The sequence below is a fragment of the Kitasatospora sp. NPDC127121 genome, from assembly GCF_042677305.1.
Lineage (GTDB): Bacteria > Actinomycetota > Actinomycetes > Streptomycetales > Streptomycetaceae > Kitasatospora.
Genome location: NZ_JBHXTQ010000021.1, coordinates 29,138 through 45,641, shown reverse-complemented (window position 1 = coordinate 45,641; position 16,504 = coordinate 29,138). Strand labels below are relative to the sequence as shown.

Sequence of the window (16,504 nt, the reverse complement as noted above, 5' to 3'; positions counted from 1 at the left end):
GCAAGGTCGGCCGGTTAATTCGGTGATCATGTGATGAAGAACCCGATCGCCAAGCTGCTCGGGGTGCTACCCCCGGGGGCCCGGCTCGTGGTCGGTGGGACGGTCGTGCTCGGCGCCTCGGCGTACGTCTACATGGCGCTCGTGGGCTACAGCCTGGGCACGGCCGGCGCAGCCAGGGTGACGATGCTCTGGACGATCGTGATGTCCGTCGGGTGGGGCCTGTTCCAGCCCGTCGAACTGGAGCTGACGCGGCTGGTCGCCGCCCGCAAGGTGTCCGGGGCGGGGGCACTGCCCGCGGTACGGCGGATGCTGCTGCTCGCCCTGGCGATCCTGGCCGCGGCCTGCGCCGTGCTGGCGGCCGCCGCCGGCCCGATCGCCGACCAGCTGTTCGGTGGCGACCGGACCCTCGTGGTGGCCCTCGCCGGCGGCATGGCGGGCCTCGCGGTGAGCTCGGTCTCCCGCGGTGCGCTGGCCGGCCTCGGGCTGTTCGGCCCCTACGGCACCCAGCTGGCCGTCGACGGTGCCCTGCGCATCGGGCTGGCCGCGCTGACCGCCGTCCTCGGGCTGCACTCGGCGCTGGCCTTCGGCCTGATCCTGGTGGTCGCCCCGGTCGCCGCCTCGCTGATCGGCCTGCGCGGCATCCTCGCCGACCGAGCCCCCGGGCCGGAGGTGTCCTGGCGCCAGCTCACCAGCGGGCTCGGCCTGCTGATCGGCTCCGTGATGCTCAGCCAGCTGGTGGTGAACGCGACCGTCGTCTGCGTGCGCCTGCTCGCGCCGAAGCACTCCGAGGCGTCCGACGCCCTGGTCTTCGCCCTCGGCCAGGCCGTGGTGATGGCCCGCGTGCCGCTCTTCGCCTACAGCGCCCTCCAGGCCTCCATGGTCTCCGCGCTCTCGGGTGCCACCGCGGCCGGCGACCACGCCGAGTTCCGCAAGGTGCTGACCCGCACCACGGCGATCGTCGCCGCCATGTGCATCGGCGGCGGGCTGCCGGTCATCGCGCTCGGCGCCTGGCTCAACCCGCTGCTCTTCAACGCCAAGGACCTGCTCAACCCGCTGGACTTCACCTGGCTCGTCCTCGGCACGCTCTGCTACGTCCTCGCGACGGTCTTCGGCCAGGCGCTGATGTCGAGCGCCCAGCACCGCCGACAGCTGGTGGGCTGGACGGCCGGTTCCGTAGCATTGGTTGCGGTCGCCCTCTCCCCGGGTGACGTCGGTCTCCGTGCCGAGCTCGCGTACCTGGCCGGCGCGCTGATCAGCGCCGTCCTGATGCTGTGGGCGCTGTACCGCGCGTTCCCCTCCAGCCCTGCCGCCTCCGGGCACTCCGGGCTGGACAGCAGGAGCGCGGCCGAGCCGCTGCGGACCTCGTGACGGTGGGGGACCGGACTGTGATTGGCCGACGACGCCCGTGATCACCACCGACAGACAGACCGAGGCACGCGACGCCGTGCCGTTCGCCAAGCATGGAGCCCCTGTGTCCGACTATGACAACGTCTGGCTGGTGATCCCGGCCTACAACGAAGGCCAGGTGATCGCCGAGGTCGTGGAGGGGGCACGCAAGACCTTCCCCAACATCGTGGTGATCGACGACGGCTGCACCGACGACACGGCGAAGCACGTCATGACGACCGGCGCCCACCTGGTGCGGCACCCGGTCAACCTGGGCCAGGGCGCAGCGCTGCAGACCGGCCTGAAGTACGCGCTGGAGCAGGAGGGCGCCGAGTACTTCGCCACCTTCGACGCGGACGGCCAGCACCAGACCGCCGACGTGGAGAAGATGGTGGCGCTGCTGCGCCAGGACGAGGCCGACATCGTGCTCGGCTCCCGCTTCATCGAGCAGACCGGCCAGGTGCCGTGGATCAAGCGGGTCGTGCTCCGCACCGCCGCCGCGGTCAGCCCGACCGCCCGCAAGCTCAAGCTCACCGACGCGCACAACGGTCTGCGCGTGATGAACCGGGAGGCGGCCAGCCGCATCCGGATCACCATGAACGGCATGGCCCACGCTTCGGAGATCGTCTCCTTCCTCGCCGGCTCGGACCTCCGGGTGGCAGAGGTGCCGGTGGACATCCTCTACACCGACTACTCGCGCGCCAAGGGCCAGTCCCTGATCAACGGCGTGAACATCCTCTTCGACATCTCGCTGCGGGAGCGTAACCGCCGATGAATCACCTCTGGATCCAGCTGATCCTCGTCCTGGCCGCCGTGGGCATGGCCCTCCTGTTCGTCCGGCGCTGGGACGCCGCGAACACCCGGGCGTGGAAGCGCATCGCCTTCTCGCTCTTCGTCGTCGCCAACGTCATCGCGATCCTGTGGCCGGCCGGCGTGACCAAGCTGGCCACCGCGCTGGGCGTCGGCCGTGGCACGGACCTGGTGCTCTACCTGATGGTCATCGCCATGGGCTTCCTGACGCTCAACACCTACCTGCGCTTCCGGTCGCTGGAGAAGAAGCTCACCGACCTGGCCCGTACGGTCGCCATCACCGAGGGCGTCCGCCACAACAACGACCGCCTCGACGCTCCGGTCGGCTCCGACCACTGATCGCGCTCCACGCGACAGGGCACGAGGCCTGAGGGCCGGCACCCCCGACGGGGTGCCGGCCCTCAGCCGTGCGTGCGGGCGAGCGCGCCGCCGGAGAGGCCGGCGAACGATCCCGTCGACCGTCGGCCACCGAGCCGAACGGTGACGCCCGTTCATCCGTTGTGGAAGAAGGGGGCGCCAATAGGTGCCGCCTTTTTGGGCTCCGGAAAATCCGGACATTACCGAGTTCATTCATCCCCCGGCCGCCCGGCGGACGTATTTCCTTGTGCCAGAATTTCCGATTGGCGGCCTCTGTGCACCCGATCTCCGCCCCCCGGAGCCGGTGTGGGCCGACCGGCTGACGCACGGGCCCGGCAAAGCTGGTTGACTTGGGGCGCCCGCTGGCCGCGGCCGGGCGGCACCGAAGCGTGATCCAGGACCAGGAGGTGCGGCGCCGTCATGAGCGTCGATTTCGTCATCCCGTACTACGGCGATCCGGAGTACCTGTTCGCCACCATCGACAGCATCCGGGCCCAGCACCAGCAGGACTGGCGGCTGACCATCGTGGACGACCAGTACCCGGGCTTCCGGGCGCCCCAGTACATCGAGAGCCTGAACGACGAGCGGATCCGGTACATCCGCAACGCGGAGCGGCTGGGGCCCAACGGCAACACCTACAAGGCCTCCACCCTGGCCGAGCGCGAGTTCGTCTCGATGATGGGCGCCGACGACCTGCTGGAGCCCGACTACCTGGACGTCGTCCTGGAGCGCCTGCGGGCCGACCCGAACGCGATCGCCGTCCAGCCGGGCGTGCGGGTGATGGACAGCGACGGGACCCTGGTGCCCTCGCTCGGCATCGGCGACAAGGTCAAGCGCCGGATCAGCGCGCCGGCCCGCAAGGCCGGGGTGATCAGCGGCGAGGCCGCGGTGAAGAGCCTGCTGTCCGGCAACTGGCTGTACACGCCGTCGCTCACCTACCGCCAGTCCGCGCTGTCGAAGATCCCGTACCGCCCGGACATCGACGCCATCCACGACCTGGCGTTCATGGTCGACATGCTGATGGAGGGCGGCAACCTGCTGGTCGACGAGCGCGAGGTGTTCCGCTACCGGCGCCACCAGGCCAGCGACTCCTCGAACCGGGTCAAGGACGGCAAGCGCTTCGACGAGGAGCTGCGGTACTACTCGCTGATCTCCAAGGAACTGCGCGCCAAGGGCTGGACCAACGCTGCGCGCTCGGCCGACCTGCACCTCTCGTCCCGCCTGCACGCCCTGATGGTCGCCGCCGGCCGGCTCGGCGCGGGTGACTTCTCCCACGCCGGCGCCATGGTCGGCCGCGCGGTCCGCAGCAGCTGACCCGAGCGGGTCCGAGGGCGGTGCCGGCAGCCGGCCGGACGCCCCCGGGTCACGGCGCCCCCGGGTCACGGCGCCCCCGAGGCGCCCGGCCGAATTCGACGGGGCGGGAGTAAGCGCTTCGGTCGGCCGCTGGGCTCTGGATGGGTGAGGGGGTGCTCATGGGGAGCACCGACGACCGACCGGGCGGATCCTGCTGAACCACCACGCCCCAGCCCCGACACGGCCGGAACGGGGTTCTTGCCCGAGGCCTCGGCTTCTGGTAAGCGCCCTATGATGGCCGCTGATCGCCGGTCCACTGCGCCATTCTTCGCCACTCATCGGACGTGGCCACTGCACGGAAGTGACTGACATGACTGATCTGGCCACCAGCCCGGTCGGCGGCTCCCGCAAGGGGTCGCTCGAACCGGAGGGCGCGATCGCGCCCCGCCCCGGACGGCTCGACGGCCTGCTGGAGCGCCCCTGGGCGGTCCGCTCGGCCGAGGCCCTGGTCTCGATCGTGGCGGCGTTCGGCTTCGCGCTGCTCTGCACCCGCATCGACGTCAACCCGCTGAACCGGGTGGGCCAGGTCAGCGGTCTGGCCATGCTCCAGAAGTACGCCGCCATCGTGGGCCTGCCCATCCTGGCGGTGCTGCTGTACGCCGCCTACCGGGGCAGCCTGGCCCGGTACCAGCTGGCCCAGCGGCTGGTCTGTGCGGCCGTCGCGGGACTGGCCACCGGCGCGGTCGCGGGCGGGATCGCGGTGGCGCTGAACGGCACCCAGTGGGGCCTCGGCGGTCAGGAGGGCGACCCGGGCAACCTCATGGGCATGGCCAACGACATGCTGCGCGGCAAGGGCCTGCCCGGGGTCTACCCGCCCGGCTTCCCGGCGCTGCTGGCGGTCTGGTCGAAGCTGTTCTACGGCGGCGTCGGCGGCGTCGGCTACGCCATGAAGGACGTCCAGCTGATCTGCAGCGCACTGGTCGGCCCGATGGCGTACCTCTCCTGGCGGCTGATGCTGCGGCCGGTCTGGGCGCTGCTGATCGCCGTCCCGTCGGCGATCCTCTTCCTCGACCCGATCCGGCCGTACAGCCACGTCACGATGCTGGTCATGGTGCCGATGCTGGCCGCCGCCCTGCGGGAGCTCCGCCGGTCGCACGAGCTGTCGACCCGGTCCACGGTGCTGCGCGGCCTCGGCTTCGGCGTCTCGTTCGGCCTGATGTTCCTCTGGTACTCGGGCTGGTTCGTCTGGGCCGCGCCCGGCGTCCTCGTCCTGACGCTGTTCGTCATCCCGTGGCGCCAGGGCGCCGCCCGGATCAAGCGGGTGCTGCTGTTCCTCGGCGTGACGCTGGTGAGCGCCGGCGTGGTCGGCTCGCCGCTGCTGTACGAGCTGGTGCGGCTGGGCGCCCAGGCCAAGGACCGGTACGCGTACCTCTCGGTGTACATCGACCCGGCGTACATCATGGGCTGGGCCTCGGACCGCAACGGCGACCTGAACTACCACGACTTCCCGTGGCACGGTGAGCTCGCCGGGCAGAGCGCCTACACCCTGCTGCTGCTCGCCGGGGTCGCGCTGGCGCTGGGCCTCGGGCTGCGCAGCATCACCGTCCGGACCGTGACGGCCACCCTGATCAGCGCCTGGCTGCTGCGCTTCTGGTTCGCCTCCCAGATGGCCCAGACCAAGTCCATCCAGCTGTACCCGCGGACGACCTGGATCATCCTGTACGCGTTGATGATCCTCGCGGTGCTCGGCCTGATGTTCCTCGTCCAGCGGGGCGCCGGCTGGCTGCGCACGGTGCAGCGGGTCGCCGCCGACGGGCGGCCGGCGCCGCTCACCCTGCGGCCCGCGGTCACCGGCCGGCTGGTCGCCGGCGCGGTCTGCGCGGTGGCGCTGTTCGCCACCATGGCCGCCTCCTGGTCGGCGGACCGCTACATGCCGACCACGAAGCCCGAGTACGTGCCGGTCGCCGGGGCCAAGGGCATCGACATGGGCGCGGACGCCTGGCGCGCCCACATCCTGGTGAACCGCGACGGCAAGTGCCCGAAGTACGACCCGGCCGGGCCGACCGACTGCGCGCCGGTGAACAAGGAGCTCAAGGAGTACAACAACGAGCCCGACAAGGGTCAGCTGTGGTGCGCCAACGTGACCGGCGACGAGTGGGCGCTGACCTGCGGGAGCAAGCGACCCTGGTGACGCGGGTCCGCGGCGGTGCGCGCCGCGGCTGAGAACGGTCACCCGATCGGGGCCGGTGAGGGCGACCTCACCGGCCCCGATTGGCATCCGGGCTGCTCCATGTGGCAGTATGTCCAAGTTGCTCGGTTGAGTTGCCGATGCTGTGCGCCTCCCGCCGGGAGGACTGGAAGCGAGTCCCAGGTACTCGTCGTTCCCGTGATGGCCGTTAAGCGTGAAGTCGACGCCACGGCAGCTGCGGGGCGAAAGTACGGGAATCTTCCGGGAAGTGCATGCGGGGCCTCGGCCCGGCCCCCCCACCCCGAAAGTTTGAAACCGACGAGCTTTTCGCCGGTTTTTTGCAAGCGCGAGCGCGACACGCCCGAGCGCGGGGGTCGGAGGGTGGTCGTGCAGTGACTAAGGACAAAGGACTACTGAGTAGCCATGGCGGGACAGAAGATCCGCATCCGGCTCAAGGCCTACGACCACGAGGTCATCGATTCCTCGGCGAAGAAGATCGTCGAGACGGTGATCCGAACTGGTGCGCAGGTCGCAGGCCCGGTGCCGCTGCCCACTGAGAAGAACGTGTACTGCGTCATCCGCTCGCCGCACAAGTACAAGGACTCGCGCGAGCACTTCGAGATGCGTACTCACAAGCGTCTGATCGACATCCTCGACCCCACGCCGAAGACGGTTGACTCGCTCATGCGTCTCGACCTGCCGGCTGGCGTCGACATCGAGATCAAGCTCTGAGAGGCGCACCGAAGATGGCTAAGCAGATTAAGGGCATCCTGGGCGAGAAGCTCGGCATGACCCAGGTCTGGGACGAGAACAACCGGATCGTTCCGGTGACCGTCGTCAAGGCTGGGCCCAATGTCGTGACCCAGGTCCACACCGCTGACAGTCCGGCCGGCTACGACGCCGTCCAGATCGGCTTCGGCGAGATCGACCCCCGCAAGGTGAACAAGCCCCTCGCGGGCCACTTCGCCAAGGCCGGTGTCACCCCGCGCCGCCACCTGGTCGAGCTCCGTACCTCGGACGCGTCCGAGTACACCCTCGGCCAGGAGATCACCGCGGAGCTGTTCGAGGCGGGTGTCAAGGTCGACGTGACCGGCACCTCCAAGGGCAAGGGCTTCGCCGGTGTCATGAAGCGCCACAACTTCCGGGGCCTCGGCGCCGGTCACGGTGTGCAGCGCAAGCACCGCTCGCCCGGCTCGATCGGTGGCTGCGCCACCCCGGGTCGCGTGTTCAAGGGCATGAGGATGGCCGGCCGGATGGGCCACGAGCGCGTGACCACCCAGAACCTGACCGTCCATGCCGTTGACGCGGAGAAGGGGCTGCTCCTGATCAAGGGCGCAATCCCGGGTCCGAACGGCGGCCTCGTCCTCGTCCGCACCGCGGCGAAGGGGCTGTGAGGATATGAGCACCATTGACATCCTGTCGCCCTCGGGCGACAAGACCGGCAGCCTCGAGCTGCCGGCCGAGATCTTCGACGCGAAGGTCAGCGTTCCGCTGATGCACCAGGTCGTCGTGGCGCAGCTCGCTGCGGCCCGTCAGGGCACCCACAAGACCAAGACTCGTGCCGAGGTCCGCGGTGGCGGCCGTAAGCCGTACCGCCAGAAGGGCACCGGCCGCGCCCGTCAGGGCTCGACCCGCGCCCCGCAGTTCGCCGGCGGTGGCGTCGTGCACGGTCCCGTGCCGCGCGACTACTCGCAGCGGACCCCGAAGAAGATGATCGCCGCCGCCCTGCGCGGTGCGCTCACCGACCGGGCCCGCCACAACCGCATCCACGTCGTCACCGACGTGATCGCGGCCGAGGCGCCGTCGACCAAGGCCGCCAAGGGTCTGTTCGGCAAGATCACCGAGCGCAAGAACATCCTCCTCGTCGTCGAGCGTGCCGACGAGCTGGGTCTGAAGAGCGCCCGCAACCTGCCGCACGTGCACATCCTGGACGCCGGTCAGCTGAACACCTACGACGTGCTCGTCTCCGACGATGTGGTCTTCACCCAGGCCGCCTTCGAGCGTTTCGTGGCGGGTCCCGCCGCGTCCGCCAAGGCCGTGGCTGCTGAGGGCGAGCTCGAAGGGAGCGCCGCCTGATGGCTGCAGAGATCACGAGCAAGACGTTCACGGACCCCCGTGACGTCCTGGTGAAGCCGGTCATCTCGGAGAAGAGCTACTCGCTCCTCGACGAGAACAAGTACACGTTCGTCGTGTCGCCCGGTGCCAACAAGACCCAGATCAAGCAGGCCGTCGAGGCGGTCTTCTCGGTCAAGGTCGAGTCCGTCAACACGCTCAACCGTCAGGGCAAGCGCAAGCGCTCCAAGACGGGCTTTGGCAAGCGCAAGGACACCAAGCGCGCCATCGTGACGCTGGCTGAGGGCAACCGCATCGACATCTTCGGTGGTCCGGTCTCCTAACGGAGATCGTGATCGTCGATAAGGACGAGGACGAGAGAGCCAAATGGGCATCCGCAAGTACAAGCCGACTACGCCGGGCCGTCGTGGCTCCAGCGTGGCCGACTTCGTAGAGATCACGCGGTCCACGCCGGAGAAGTCGCTGGTTCGCCCCCTGCACAGCAAGGGCGGCCGTAACAACGCCGGTCGGATCACCGTTCGCCACCAGGGTGGCGGGCACAAGCGCGCCTACCGCGTGATCGACTTCCGTCGTCACGACAAGGACGGCGTGCCGGCCAAGGTCGCGCACATCGAGTACGACCCGAACCGCACCGCGCGCATCGCGCTCCTGCACTACGCGGACGGCGAGAAGCGCTACATCATCGCGCCGCGCGGCATCGCGCAGGGTGACCGGATCGAGAACGGCGCTGGCGCCGACATCAAGCCGGGCAACAACCTGCCGCTGCGCAACATCCCGGTCGGTACCACCATCCACGCGGTGGAGCTGCGTCCCGGTGGCGGTGCCAAGATGGCCCGCTCCGCCGGTGCCGGCATCCAGCTGCTGGCGCGTGAGGGCAAGATGGCGCACCTGCGCATGCCCTCCGGTGAGATCCGCCTGGTGGACGCGCGCTGCCGCGCCACCGTCGGCGAGGTCGGCAACGCCGAGCAGTCGAACATCAACTGGGGCAAGGCCGGCCGTATGCGCTGGAAGGGCGTTCGCCCGACCGTGCGTGGTGTCGCCATGAACCCGATCGACCACCCGCACGGTGGTGGTGAGGGTAAGACCTCTGGTGGCCGCCACCCGGTCTCGCCGTGGGGCCAGAAGGAGGGTCGCACTCGTAGCCCGAAGAAGGCTTCGAACGCCCTCATCGTGCGCCGCCGCAAGACCAACAAGAAGCGCTAGGAGCAGGTCAGATGCCGCGCAGTCTCAAGAAGGGCCCCTTCATCGACGGCCACCTTCTCAAGAAGGTGGACGCGCAGAACGAGGCGGGTACCCAGAACGTCATCAAGACCTGGTCCCGTCGCTCCGTGATCTTCCCGGCCATGCTCGGCCACACGATCGCGGTGCACGATGGCCGTAAGCACGTCCCGGTGTTCGTCACCGAGTCGATGGTCGGCCACAAGCTCGGCGAGTTCGCGCCGACGCGTACCTTCCGCGGTCACGTCAAGGACGACCGCAAGTCGAAGCGTCGCTAGTCGCCAGCGAGATTACCGACTCAATGACTTACACCAGCAAGGGGACAACCATGGAAGCCAGGGCCCAGGCGCGGTACATCCGCGTCACGCCCATGAAGGCCCGCCGCGTGGTGGACCTCATCCGTGGCCTTCCGGCCACGGAGGCCCAGGCCGTCCTGCGTTTCGCTCCGCAGGCCGCCACCGTGCCCGTCGGCAAGGTGCTCGACAGCGCCATTGCCAACGCCGCGCACAACTACAACCACTCCAACGTGGACGACCTCGTCATCAGCGAGGCGTACGTTGACGAGGGCCCGACCCTGAAGCGGTTCCGTCCGCGTGCGCAGGGTCGTGCCTACCGGATCCGCAAGCGGACCAGCCACATCACCGTGGTCGTCAGCAGCAAGGAAGGGACCCGGTAATGGGCCAGAAGGTTAACCCGCACGGGTTCCGCCTCGGCATCAGCACGGACTTCAAGTCCCGCTGGTACGCCGACAAGCTGTACAAGGACTACGTCAAGGAAGACGTTGCCATTCGTCGCATGATGACGAAGGGCATGGAGCGCGCCGGCATCTCCAAGGTCGAGATCGAGCGCACCCGCGACCGCGTCCGCGTTGACATCCACACCGCTCGCCCCGGCATCGTCATCGGCCGCCGTGGCACCGAGGCCGACCGCATCCGCGGCGACCTCGAGAAGCTGACCGGCAAGCAGGTCCAGCTGAACATCCTCGAGGTCAAGAACCCCGAGCTGGACGCCCAGCTCGTGGCTCAGGGCGTCGCGGAGCAGCTGTCCTCCCGCGTCTCCTTCCGCCGTGCCATGCGCAAGTCGATGCAGGGCACCATGAAGTCCGGCGCCAAGGGCATCAAGGTCCAGTGCTCCGGTCGTCTCGGCGGCGCCGAGATGAGCCGCTCGGAGTTCTACCGCGAGGGCCGTGTGCCGCTGCACACCCTGCGCGCGAACGTCGACTACGGCTTCTTCGAGGCCAAGACGACCTTCGGCCGCATCGGTGTGAAGGTCTGGATCTACAAGGGCGACGTCAAGAACATCGCCGAGGTCCGCGCTGAGAACGCCGCTGCCCGCTCGGGTAACCGCCCGGCCCGTCCCGAGGGTGGTCGTCCCGCCCGCGGTGGCGAGCGCCGTGGTGGCGAGCGCGGTGGCCGCGGCCGTCGCCCCGCCGCGTCCGAGGCCCCCGCGGCCGCGGCCGCGGAGGCTCCGGCTGCCGAGAACACCGGAACGGAGGCCTGACTCCAATGCTGATCCCCCGTCGGGTCAAGCACCGCAAGCAGCACCACCCCAAGCGCCGTGGCGCTGCCAAGGGTGGCACCGAGCTCGCCTTCGGCGAGTACGGCATCCAGGCCGTCACCCCGGCCTACGTGACGAACCGGCAGATCGAGTCCGCTCGTATCGCCGTCACCCGTCACATCAAGCGTGGCGGCAAGGTCTGGATCAACATCTACCCGGACCGTCCGCTCACCAAGAAGCCGGCCGAGACCCGCATGGGTTCCGGTAAGGGTTCGCCCGAGTGGTGGATCGCGAACGTGCACCCGGGTCGGGTCATGTTCGAGCTGTCGTACCCCAACGAGAAGGTGGCTCGTGAGGCGCTGACCCGCGCAGCTCACAAGCTCCCGATGAAGTGCCGGATCATCCGGCGCGAGGCAGGTGAGAGCTGATGTCGGCCGGCACCAAGGCTGCTGACCTCCGCGAGCTGGACAACGAGGGTCTCGTTGCCAAGCTCCGTGAGGCCAAGGAGGAGCTGTTCAACCTCCGCTTCCAGGCGGCGACCGGGCAGCTCGACAACCACGGACGGCTCAAGCTCGTCCGTAAGGACATCGCGCGGATCTACACCCTGATGCGCGAGCGCGAGCTGGGCATCGAGACGGTGGAGAACGCCTGATGACTGAGAACACCAACGAGACGCGCGGTTTCCGCAAGACCCGTGAGGGTCTCGTCGTCAGCGACAAGATGGACAAGACCGTCGTCGTCGCCGTCGAGGACCGCGTCAAGCACGCTCTGTACGGCAAGGTCATCCGCCGTACGAACAAGCTGAAGGCGCACGACGAGGCGAACGCCTGCGGCATCGGCGACCGGGTCCTCCTCGCGGAGACCCGCCCGCTGTCCGCGACGAAGCGCTGGCGCGTCGTCGAGATCCTCGAGAAGGCCAAGTAACGAAGTTGATGCGGTACGGCCGTATGTGCACCAGGCCCCTCGCGGGCGCTGGTGTGAGCAGCGGCCGGCCCGTCAGCTCTCGTTGACGATCAGGAGAAAGCTGTGATCCAGCAGGAGTCGCGACTGCGAGTCGCCGACAACACGGGCGCGAAGGAAATCCTTTGCATCCGCGTTCTCGGTGGTTCCGGTCGCCGCTACGCCGGCATCGGGGACGTCATCGTCGCGACCGTCAAGGACGCGATCCCCGGCGGTTCGGTGAAGAAGGGTGACGTCGTCAAGTGCGTCGTCGTCCGTACCGTGAAGTCGCGTCGTCGTCCGGATGGCTCGTACATCCGCTTCGACGAGAACGCCGCGGTCGTTCTGAAGAACACCGATGGTGACCCCCGTGGTACCCGCATCTTCGGCCCGGTGGGCCGCGAGCTGCGTGACAAGAAGTTCATGAAGATCATCTCGCTTGCGCCGGAGGTGCTCTAACCCATGGCGAACAGCATGAAGATCAAGAAGGGTGACCTGGTTCAGGTCATCACCGGCAAGGACCGCGGCAAGCAGGGCAAGGTCATTCAGGCCATGCCCGCCGAGAACAAGGTCCTGGTCGAGGGTGTGAACCGGGTCAAGAAGCACACCAAGCCGGGCCCGGGCACTCAGGGTGGCATCGTCACCGTCGAGGCCCCGGTGCACGTCTCCAACGTCCAGCTGGTCGTGGAGAAGGACGGCAAGAAGGTCGTCACCCGCGTTGGCTACCGCTTCGATGACGAGGGCAACAAGATCCGCGTTGCCAAGCGAACCGGTGAGGACATCTGATGTCTGAGACGACTGTTGAGAAGGTGACCCCCCGTCTCAAGGAGCGTTACAACTCCGAGATCAAGGGTCAGCTGCAGGAGCAGTTCTCGTACGAGAACGTCATGCTGACGCCCGGCCTGGTCAAGGTCGTCGTCAACATGGGTGTCGGCGAGGCCGCCCGTGACAGCAAGCTGATCGAGGGCGCGATCCGCGACCTCACCGCCATCACCGGTCAGAAGCCGGCGGTGACGAAGGCTCGCAAGTCCATCGCGCAGTTCAAGCTGCGTGAGGGCCAGCCGATCGGCACCCACGTCACCCTCCGCGGTGACCGCATGTGGGAGTTCCTGGACCGTCTGGTGTCGCTGGCCCTGCCGCGTATCCGTGACTTCCGTGGCCTCTCCCCGAAGCAGTTCGACGGCCGTGGCAACTACACCTTCGGTCTGACCGAGCAGGTCATGTTCCACGAGATCGACCAGGACAAGGTCGACCGTCAGCGCGGTATGGACATCACCGTCGTGACCACCGCCCAGACCGACGACGAGGGCCGGGCGCTCCTGCGCGCTCTGGGCTTCCCGTTCAAGGAGGCGTAACCACATGGCGAAGAAGTCCCTCATCGCGAAGGCCGAGCGCAAGCCGAAGTTCGGCGTCCGGGCCTACACCCGGTGCCAGCGCTGCGGCCGTCCGCACTCGGTGTACCGCAAGTTCGGCCTCTGCCGTGTCTGCCTTCGTGAGATGGCGCACCGCGGCGAGCTGCCGGGCGTGACCAAGAGCTCCTGGTAGTCCAGGACCTCGCGGTAATGCCATAGCGAAGCAGGTGTGCCCGACCCCACAGCGCCCCTTTTTTGGGGCTGCGTACGGAATCCCGTAGGGTAGTGAGGTCGGGCCCCCTGTCGCGGGAGCTCCATAGCTGCCGTCGACCCTCTTCGGAGGGCTCGCACCCAGTCTTACGACGCCGCAGGTCCCCTGCGTCTGTGCCCCTGCCGCACTCCTCGGAGTGCGGCAGGGGGACCTGGCGCGGAGAAACCACGGCGAGAGAGGCCTGAGGCCATCATGACCATGACCGACCCCATCGCAGACATGCTCACGCGTCTGCGTAACGCTAACTCGGCGTACCACGATTCCGTGGCGATGCCGGCCAGCAAGATCAAGGCGCACGTCGCCGAGATCCTGCAGCAGGAGGGGTACATCTCCTCCTACAAGGTTGAGGAGCCCGTTGAGGGCGAGGTCGGCAAGAAGCTGACCATCGAGCTCAAGTTCGGCCCCAACCGTGAGCGCTCGATCGCTGGCATCAAGCGGATCAGCAAGCCGGGCCTGCGGGTCTACGCAAAGTCCACCAACCTGCCGAAGGTGCTCGGCGGCCTGGGCGTGGCGATCATCTCCACGTCCTCGGGTCTCCTCACCGACAAGCAGGCCGCCAAGAAGGGCGTAGGCGGAGAAGTTCTCGCCTACGTCTGGTAATTCGGGAAACGGAGGTACAGCAATGTCGCGCATTGGACGGCTGCCCATCCAGGTCCCCGCTGGCGTGGACGTCACCATCGATGGCCGGGCGGTCTCGGTGAAGGGCCCCAAGGGCTCCCTCACCCACGTTGTCGCCGCGCCGATCGAGATCGGTAAGGGCGAGGACGGCACGCTGCTCGTCACCCGCCCCAACGACGAGCGTCTGTCGAAGGCCCTGCACGGCCTTTCCCGCACGCTGGTGGCGAACATGATCACCGGCGTGACCGCGGGCTACCGCAAGTCGCTGGAGATCAGCGGTGTCGGCTACCGAGTTCTGGCGAAGGGCTCCGACATGGAGTTCCAGCTGGGCTACAGCCACCCGATCCTGGTCGAGGCCCCTGAGGGCATTTCCTTCGTCGTCGAGTCGGCCACCAAGTTCCACGTGGACGGCATCGACAAGCAGAAGGTCGGCGAGGTCGCCGCGAAGATCCGCAAGCTGCGCAAGCCCGACCCGTACAAGGCCAAGGGCGTCAAGTACGCGGGCGAGGTCATCCGCCGCAAGGTCGGAAAGAGTGGTAAGTAAGCGATGAGCGTCTCTGTCAAGATCGGCAAGGGCAACGCCTACAAGAGCGCCGCTCGCAAGCGCCGCGCGATCCGCGTTCGCAAGCGCGTCGTCGGCACCGAGGTGCGTCCGCGCCTCGTCGTGACGCGCTCGAACCGTCACATGGTCGCCCAGGTCATCGACGACGCCAAGGGTCACACCCTGGCGTCGGCGTCCACCCTCGACGTGTCCATCAAGGGCGCCGAGGGCGACAAGACCGAGCTGGCCAAGAAGGTCGGGAGCCTGGTCGCCGAGCGCGCCAAGGCCGCCGGCATCGAGTCGGTCGTCTTCGACCGCGCGGGCAACCGGTACGCCGGCCGCATCGCCGCCCTGGCGGACGCGGCTCGCGAGGCCGGGCTCGACTTCTAAGCCGCTCGTCGACTCAGTCGACGGACGTAATCGAGAGAGGTAATTCCAATGGCTGGACCCCAGCGCCGCGGTAGCGGCGCCGGCGGTGGCACCGGCGGTGGCGAGCGGCGCGACCGTAAGCGTGACGACCGGGGCAACGCCCCCGCCGTCGAGAAGACCGCTTACGTCGAGCGCGTTGTCGCGATCAACCGTGTCGCCAAGGTTGTCAAGGGTGGTCGTCGTTTCAGCTTCACCGCGCTGGTCGTGGTGGGCGACGGTGACGGCACCGTGGGTGTCGGTTACGGGAAGGCGAAGGAGGTTCCGGCCGCCATCGCCAAGGGTGTTGAGGAGGCCAAGAAGAACTTCTTCAAGGTCCCCCGTATCCAGGGCACCATCCCGCACCCGATCCAGGGTGAGAAGGCCGCCGGCGTCGTGCTCCTGAAGCCCGCCGCCCCCGGTACCGGTGTTATCGCCGGTGGTCCGGTGCGCGCCGTCCTGGAGTGCGCCGGCATTCACGACATCCTGTCGAAGTCGCTCGGCTCGGACAACGCGATCAACATCGTGCACGCCACCGTGGCTGCTCTGAAGGGCCTCGTGCGCCCCGAGGAGATCGCCGCTCGTCGTGGCCTGCCGCTGGAGGACGTGGCTCCCGCTGCTCTGCTGCGGGCGCGTGCTGCAGGGGTGAGCGCCTGATGGCTCGCCTGAAGATCACGCAGACCAAGTCGTACATCGGCAGCAAGCAGAATCACCGTGACACCCTGCGTTCGCTTGGTCTCAAGCGCATGCACGACGTCGTGGTGAAGGAGGACCGTCCCGAGATTCGCGGGATGGCCCAAACGGTCCGTCACCTGGTGACGGTTGAGGAGGTGGACTGATCATGGGCGACAACCCGATCAAGATCCACAACCTGCGTCCCGCCCCGGGTGCCAAGACCGACAAGATCCGCGTGGGTCGTGGTGAGGCCTCCAAGGGTAAGACCGCCGGTCGTGGTACCAAGGGCACCAAGGCCCGCTACCAGGTTCCGCAGCGCTTCGAGGGTGGCCAGATGCCGCTCCACATGCGCCTGCCGAAGCTGAAGGGCTTCAAGAACCCGTTCAAGATCACGTTCCAGGTCGTCAACCTCGACAAGCTGGCCGAGCTCTACCCGCAGGGTGGAGAGGTCACCGTCGAGGACCTGGTCGCCAAGGGCGCGGTTCGCAAGAACTCCCTCGTCAAGGTGCTCGGCACCGGCGAGATCTCGGTTGCGCTGCAGGTGACGGTCGACGCCGTCTCCGGCTCCGCCACCGAGAAGATCACCGCCGCCGGCGGTACCGTCACCGAGCTCGTCTGAGCCCGCTGACTTCCGTGCGAGCCCCGCACCTCCTTCGGGAGGTGCGGGGCTCGCGCGTTTTCCGGGCATCGCGTTTTCCGGGCATTCCGTTGACGTGTCCTCGTTCTTTTGTGTGGCAAACCCGGGCATCCCGTACCCCGTGAGTGGGGGAGGGGCGGTACGCGCTTCTTCCGAGTGGCTGCGCACTGTTAGAGTCCGTGGAGTTCCCTTGTAGGCTGCGCGTAGGCTCGCCTGTGCCGTCTGTACGGGAGCCCGTACCGCC

The 16,504-nt window shown here is 68.0% G+C and carries 26 protein-coding genes; all 26 read left to right on the top strand.

Features of this window, described 5'->3' with window-relative positions; genetic code table 11:
* The first annotated feature begins 33 nt into the window (after positions 1-33).
* The 26 genes from ACFVHI_RS13750 to rplO all read left to right on the top strand — a co-directional run bounded on the left by ACFVHI_RS13750 (position 34) and on the right by rplO (position 16,242).
* Positions 34-1,368, top strand: coding sequence for a hypothetical protein (locus tag ACFVHI_RS13750; RefSeq protein ID WP_380338811.1), 1,335 nt, complete (start codon positions 34-36; stop codon positions 1,366-1,368).
* Between the two features lie 103 nt (positions 1,369-1,471).
* Complete coding sequence (locus ACFVHI_RS13745) at positions 1,472-2,161, top strand: glycosyltransferase family 2 protein (RefSeq protein WP_063348961.1); 690 nt, start codon at positions 1,472-1,474, stop codon at positions 2,159-2,161.
* Entirely contained in the window at positions 2,158-2,535 is a 378-nt protein-coding gene (locus tag ACFVHI_RS13740) for a DUF2304 domain-containing protein (protein ID WP_063348962.1), read from the top strand. Before ACFVHI_RS13745 ends, ACFVHI_RS13740 begins: the two co-directional genes overlap by 4 nt.
* Positions 2,536-2,973: 438 nt before the next feature.
* Entirely contained in the window at positions 2,974-3,867 is an 894-nt protein-coding gene (locus tag ACFVHI_RS13735) for a glycosyltransferase (protein ID WP_063348963.1), read from the top strand.
* Positions 3,868-4,216: 349 nt separating this feature from the next.
* Entirely contained in the window at positions 4,217-6,037 is a 1,821-nt protein-coding gene (locus tag ACFVHI_RS13730) for a hypothetical protein (RefSeq protein ID WP_380338807.1), read from the top strand.
* A 420-nt stretch (positions 6,038-6,457) separates the two neighbouring features.
* On the top strand, positions 6,458-6,766 hold the full coding sequence (gene rpsJ, locus ACFVHI_RS13725; protein WP_012785157.1) for a 30S ribosomal protein S10: 309 nt from the start codon (positions 6,458-6,460) through the stop codon (positions 6,764-6,766).
* 14 nt (positions 6,767-6,780) lie between these two features.
* The gene (gene rplC / locus ACFVHI_RS13720; RefSeq protein ID WP_063348965.1) at positions 6,781-7,428 is read left to right on the top strand and encodes a 50S ribosomal protein L3; all 648 of its coding nucleotides are present in this window, start codon (positions 6,781-6,783) and stop codon (positions 7,426-7,428) included.
* A 4-nt stretch (positions 7,429-7,432) separates the two neighbouring features.
* Positions 7,433-8,110 (top strand): 50S ribosomal protein L4, encoded by a 678-nt coding sequence (gene rplD, locus ACFVHI_RS13715; RefSeq protein WP_063348966.1) that lies wholly within the window; start codon positions 7,433-7,435, stop codon positions 8,108-8,110.
* Positions 8,110-8,430: a 50S ribosomal protein L23 gene (gene rplW / locus ACFVHI_RS13710; protein ID WP_063348967.1), complete on the top strand. Its 321-nt coding sequence runs from the start codon at positions 8,110-8,112 to the stop codon at positions 8,428-8,430. The genes rplD and rplW overlap by 1 nt, the downstream gene beginning before the upstream one ends.
* A gap of 43 nt (positions 8,431-8,473) precedes the next feature.
* Complete coding sequence (gene rplB, locus ACFVHI_RS13705; RefSeq protein ID WP_063348968.1) at positions 8,474-9,310, top strand: 50S ribosomal protein L2; 837 nt, start codon at positions 8,474-8,476, stop codon at positions 9,308-9,310.
* A gap of 11 nt (positions 9,311-9,321) precedes the next feature.
* Positions 9,322-9,603: a 30S ribosomal protein S19 gene (gene rpsS, locus ACFVHI_RS13700; protein ID WP_030055821.1), complete on the top strand. Its 282-nt coding sequence runs from the start codon at positions 9,322-9,324 to the stop codon at positions 9,601-9,603.
* 50 nt (positions 9,604-9,653) lie between these two features.
* On the top strand, positions 9,654-10,001 hold the full coding sequence (gene rplV / locus ACFVHI_RS13695; protein ID WP_030055822.1) for a 50S ribosomal protein L22: 348 nt from the start codon (positions 9,654-9,656) through the stop codon (positions 9,999-10,001).
* Positions 10,001-10,825 (top strand): 30S ribosomal protein S3, encoded by an 825-nt coding sequence (rpsC, locus tag ACFVHI_RS13690; RefSeq protein WP_063348969.1) that lies wholly within the window; start codon positions 10,001-10,003, stop codon positions 10,823-10,825. The genes rplV and rpsC overlap by 1 nt, the downstream gene beginning before the upstream one ends.
* Before the next feature lie 5 nt (positions 10,826-10,830).
* Positions 10,831-11,250, top strand: a complete 420-nt coding sequence (gene rplP, locus ACFVHI_RS13685) for a 50S ribosomal protein L16 (protein ID WP_030055824.1) — start codon at positions 10,831-10,833, stop codon at positions 11,248-11,250.
* A complete protein-coding gene (gene rpmC / locus ACFVHI_RS13680) occupies positions 11,250-11,474 on the top strand; it encodes a 50S ribosomal protein L29 (protein ID WP_063348970.1) in 225 nt (74 codons plus the stop codon). Before rplP ends, rpmC begins: the two co-directional genes overlap by 1 nt.
* On the top strand, positions 11,474-11,746 hold the full coding sequence (gene rpsQ, locus ACFVHI_RS13675; RefSeq protein WP_030055826.1) for a 30S ribosomal protein S17: 273 nt from the start codon (positions 11,474-11,476) through the stop codon (positions 11,744-11,746). Before rpmC ends, rpsQ begins: the two co-directional genes overlap by 1 nt.
* A gap of 102 nt (positions 11,747-11,848) precedes the next feature.
* Positions 11,849-12,220, top strand: coding sequence for a 50S ribosomal protein L14 (rplN, locus tag ACFVHI_RS13670; protein WP_030393301.1), 372 nt, complete (start codon positions 11,849-11,851; stop codon positions 12,218-12,220).
* 15 nt (positions 12,221-12,235) lie between these two features.
* Positions 12,236-12,547, top strand: coding sequence for a 50S ribosomal protein L24 (gene rplX / locus ACFVHI_RS13665; protein WP_030055828.1), 312 nt, complete (start codon positions 12,236-12,238; stop codon positions 12,545-12,547).
* A complete protein-coding gene (gene rplE / locus ACFVHI_RS13660) occupies positions 12,547-13,116 on the top strand; it encodes a 50S ribosomal protein L5 (protein ID WP_030393302.1) in 570 nt (189 codons plus the stop codon). The genes rplX and rplE overlap by 1 nt, the downstream gene beginning before the upstream one ends.
* A gap of 4 nt (positions 13,117-13,120) precedes the next feature.
* Positions 13,121-13,306, top strand: coding sequence for a type Z 30S ribosomal protein S14 (locus ACFVHI_RS13655; protein ID WP_030393303.1), 186 nt, complete (start codon positions 13,121-13,123; stop codon positions 13,304-13,306).
* Positions 13,307-13,576: 270 nt separating this feature from the next.
* A complete protein-coding gene (gene rpsH, locus ACFVHI_RS13650) occupies positions 13,577-13,984 on the top strand; it encodes a 30S ribosomal protein S8 (RefSeq protein ID WP_030055831.1) in 408 nt (135 codons plus the stop codon).
* Positions 13,985-14,006: 22 nt separating this feature from the next.
* Positions 14,007-14,546, top strand: coding sequence for a 50S ribosomal protein L6 (rplF, locus tag ACFVHI_RS13645; protein ID WP_063348971.1), 540 nt, complete (start codon positions 14,007-14,009; stop codon positions 14,544-14,546).
* A gap of 3 nt (positions 14,547-14,549) precedes the next feature.
* Positions 14,550-14,933, top strand: a complete 384-nt coding sequence (rplR, locus tag ACFVHI_RS13640; RefSeq protein WP_030280785.1) for a 50S ribosomal protein L18 — start codon at positions 14,550-14,552, stop codon at positions 14,931-14,933.
* A 48-nt stretch (positions 14,934-14,981) separates the two neighbouring features.
* Positions 14,982-15,605: a 30S ribosomal protein S5 gene (rpsE, locus tag ACFVHI_RS13635; RefSeq protein WP_030055834.1), complete on the top strand. Its 624-nt coding sequence runs from the start codon at positions 14,982-14,984 to the stop codon at positions 15,603-15,605.
* Positions 15,605-15,787 (top strand): 50S ribosomal protein L30, encoded by a 183-nt coding sequence (gene rpmD, locus ACFVHI_RS13630; RefSeq protein ID WP_030251557.1) that lies wholly within the window; start codon positions 15,605-15,607, stop codon positions 15,785-15,787. The genes rpsE and rpmD overlap by 1 nt, the downstream gene beginning before the upstream one ends.
* 2 nt (positions 15,788-15,789) lie before the next feature.
* Positions 15,790-16,242, top strand: a complete 453-nt coding sequence (rplO, locus tag ACFVHI_RS13625; protein WP_063348972.1) for a 50S ribosomal protein L15 — start codon at positions 15,790-15,792, stop codon at positions 16,240-16,242.
* Positions 16,243-16,504 lie beyond the last annotated feature (262 nt).

Excerpts from the sequence above, each read along its gene's own strand:
- ACFVHI_RS13750 (WP_380338811.1), top strand. The coding sequence starts at position 34 with ATGAAGAACCCGATCGCCAAGCTGCTCGGGGTGCTACCCCCGGGGGCC.
- ACFVHI_RS13740 (WP_063348962.1), top strand. The coding sequence starts at position 2,158 with ATGAATCACCTCTGGATCCAGCTGATCCTCGTCCTGGCCGCCGTGGGC.
- ACFVHI_RS13735 (WP_063348963.1), top strand. The coding sequence starts at position 2,974 with ATGAGCGTCGATTTCGTCATCCCGTACTACGGCGATCCGGAGTACCTG.
- ACFVHI_RS13730 (WP_380338807.1), top strand. The coding sequence starts at position 4,217 with ATGACTGATCTGGCCACCAGCCCGGTCGGCGGCTCCCGCAAGGGGTCG.
- rpsJ (WP_012785157.1), top strand. The coding sequence starts at position 6,458 with ATGGCGGGACAGAAGATCCGCATCCGGCTCAAGGCCTACGACCACGAG.
- rplC (WP_063348965.1), top strand. The coding sequence starts at position 6,781 with ATGGCTAAGCAGATTAAGGGCATCCTGGGCGAGAAGCTCGGCATGACC.
- rplD (WP_063348966.1), top strand. The coding sequence starts at position 7,433 with ATGAGCACCATTGACATCCTGTCGCCCTCGGGCGACAAGACCGGCAGC.
- rplW (WP_063348967.1), top strand. The coding sequence starts at position 8,110 with ATGGCTGCAGAGATCACGAGCAAGACGTTCACGGACCCCCGTGACGTC.
- rplB (WP_063348968.1), top strand. The coding sequence starts at position 8,474 with ATGGGCATCCGCAAGTACAAGCCGACTACGCCGGGCCGTCGTGGCTCC.
- rpsS (WP_030055821.1), top strand. The coding sequence starts at position 9,322 with ATGCCGCGCAGTCTCAAGAAGGGCCCCTTCATCGACGGCCACCTTCTC.
- rplV (WP_030055822.1), top strand. The coding sequence starts at position 9,654 with ATGGAAGCCAGGGCCCAGGCGCGGTACATCCGCGTCACGCCCATGAAG.
- rpsC (WP_063348969.1), top strand. The coding sequence starts at position 10,001 with ATGGGCCAGAAGGTTAACCCGCACGGGTTCCGCCTCGGCATCAGCACG.
- rplP (WP_030055824.1), top strand. The coding sequence starts at position 10,831 with ATGCTGATCCCCCGTCGGGTCAAGCACCGCAAGCAGCACCACCCCAAG.
- rpmC (WP_063348970.1), top strand. The coding sequence starts at position 11,250 with ATGTCGGCCGGCACCAAGGCTGCTGACCTCCGCGAGCTGGACAACGAG.
- rpsQ (WP_030055826.1), top strand. The coding sequence starts at position 11,474 with ATGACTGAGAACACCAACGAGACGCGCGGTTTCCGCAAGACCCGTGAG.
- rplX (WP_030055828.1), top strand. The coding sequence starts at position 12,236 with ATGAAGATCAAGAAGGGTGACCTGGTTCAGGTCATCACCGGCAAGGAC.
- rplE (WP_030393302.1), top strand. The coding sequence starts at position 12,547 with ATGTCTGAGACGACTGTTGAGAAGGTGACCCCCCGTCTCAAGGAGCGT.
- ACFVHI_RS13655 (WP_030393303.1), top strand. The coding sequence starts at position 13,121 with ATGGCGAAGAAGTCCCTCATCGCGAAGGCCGAGCGCAAGCCGAAGTTC.
- rpsH (WP_030055831.1), top strand. The coding sequence starts at position 13,577 with ATGACCATGACCGACCCCATCGCAGACATGCTCACGCGTCTGCGTAAC.
- rplF (WP_063348971.1), top strand. The coding sequence starts at position 14,007 with ATGTCGCGCATTGGACGGCTGCCCATCCAGGTCCCCGCTGGCGTGGAC.
- rplR (WP_030280785.1), top strand. The coding sequence starts at position 14,550 with ATGAGCGTCTCTGTCAAGATCGGCAAGGGCAACGCCTACAAGAGCGCC.
- rpsE (WP_030055834.1), top strand. The coding sequence starts at position 14,982 with ATGGCTGGACCCCAGCGCCGCGGTAGCGGCGCCGGCGGTGGCACCGGC.
- rpmD (WP_030251557.1), top strand. The coding sequence starts at position 15,605 with ATGGCTCGCCTGAAGATCACGCAGACCAAGTCGTACATCGGCAGCAAG.
- rplO (WP_063348972.1), top strand. The coding sequence starts at position 15,790 with ATGGGCGACAACCCGATCAAGATCCACAACCTGCGTCCCGCCCCGGGT.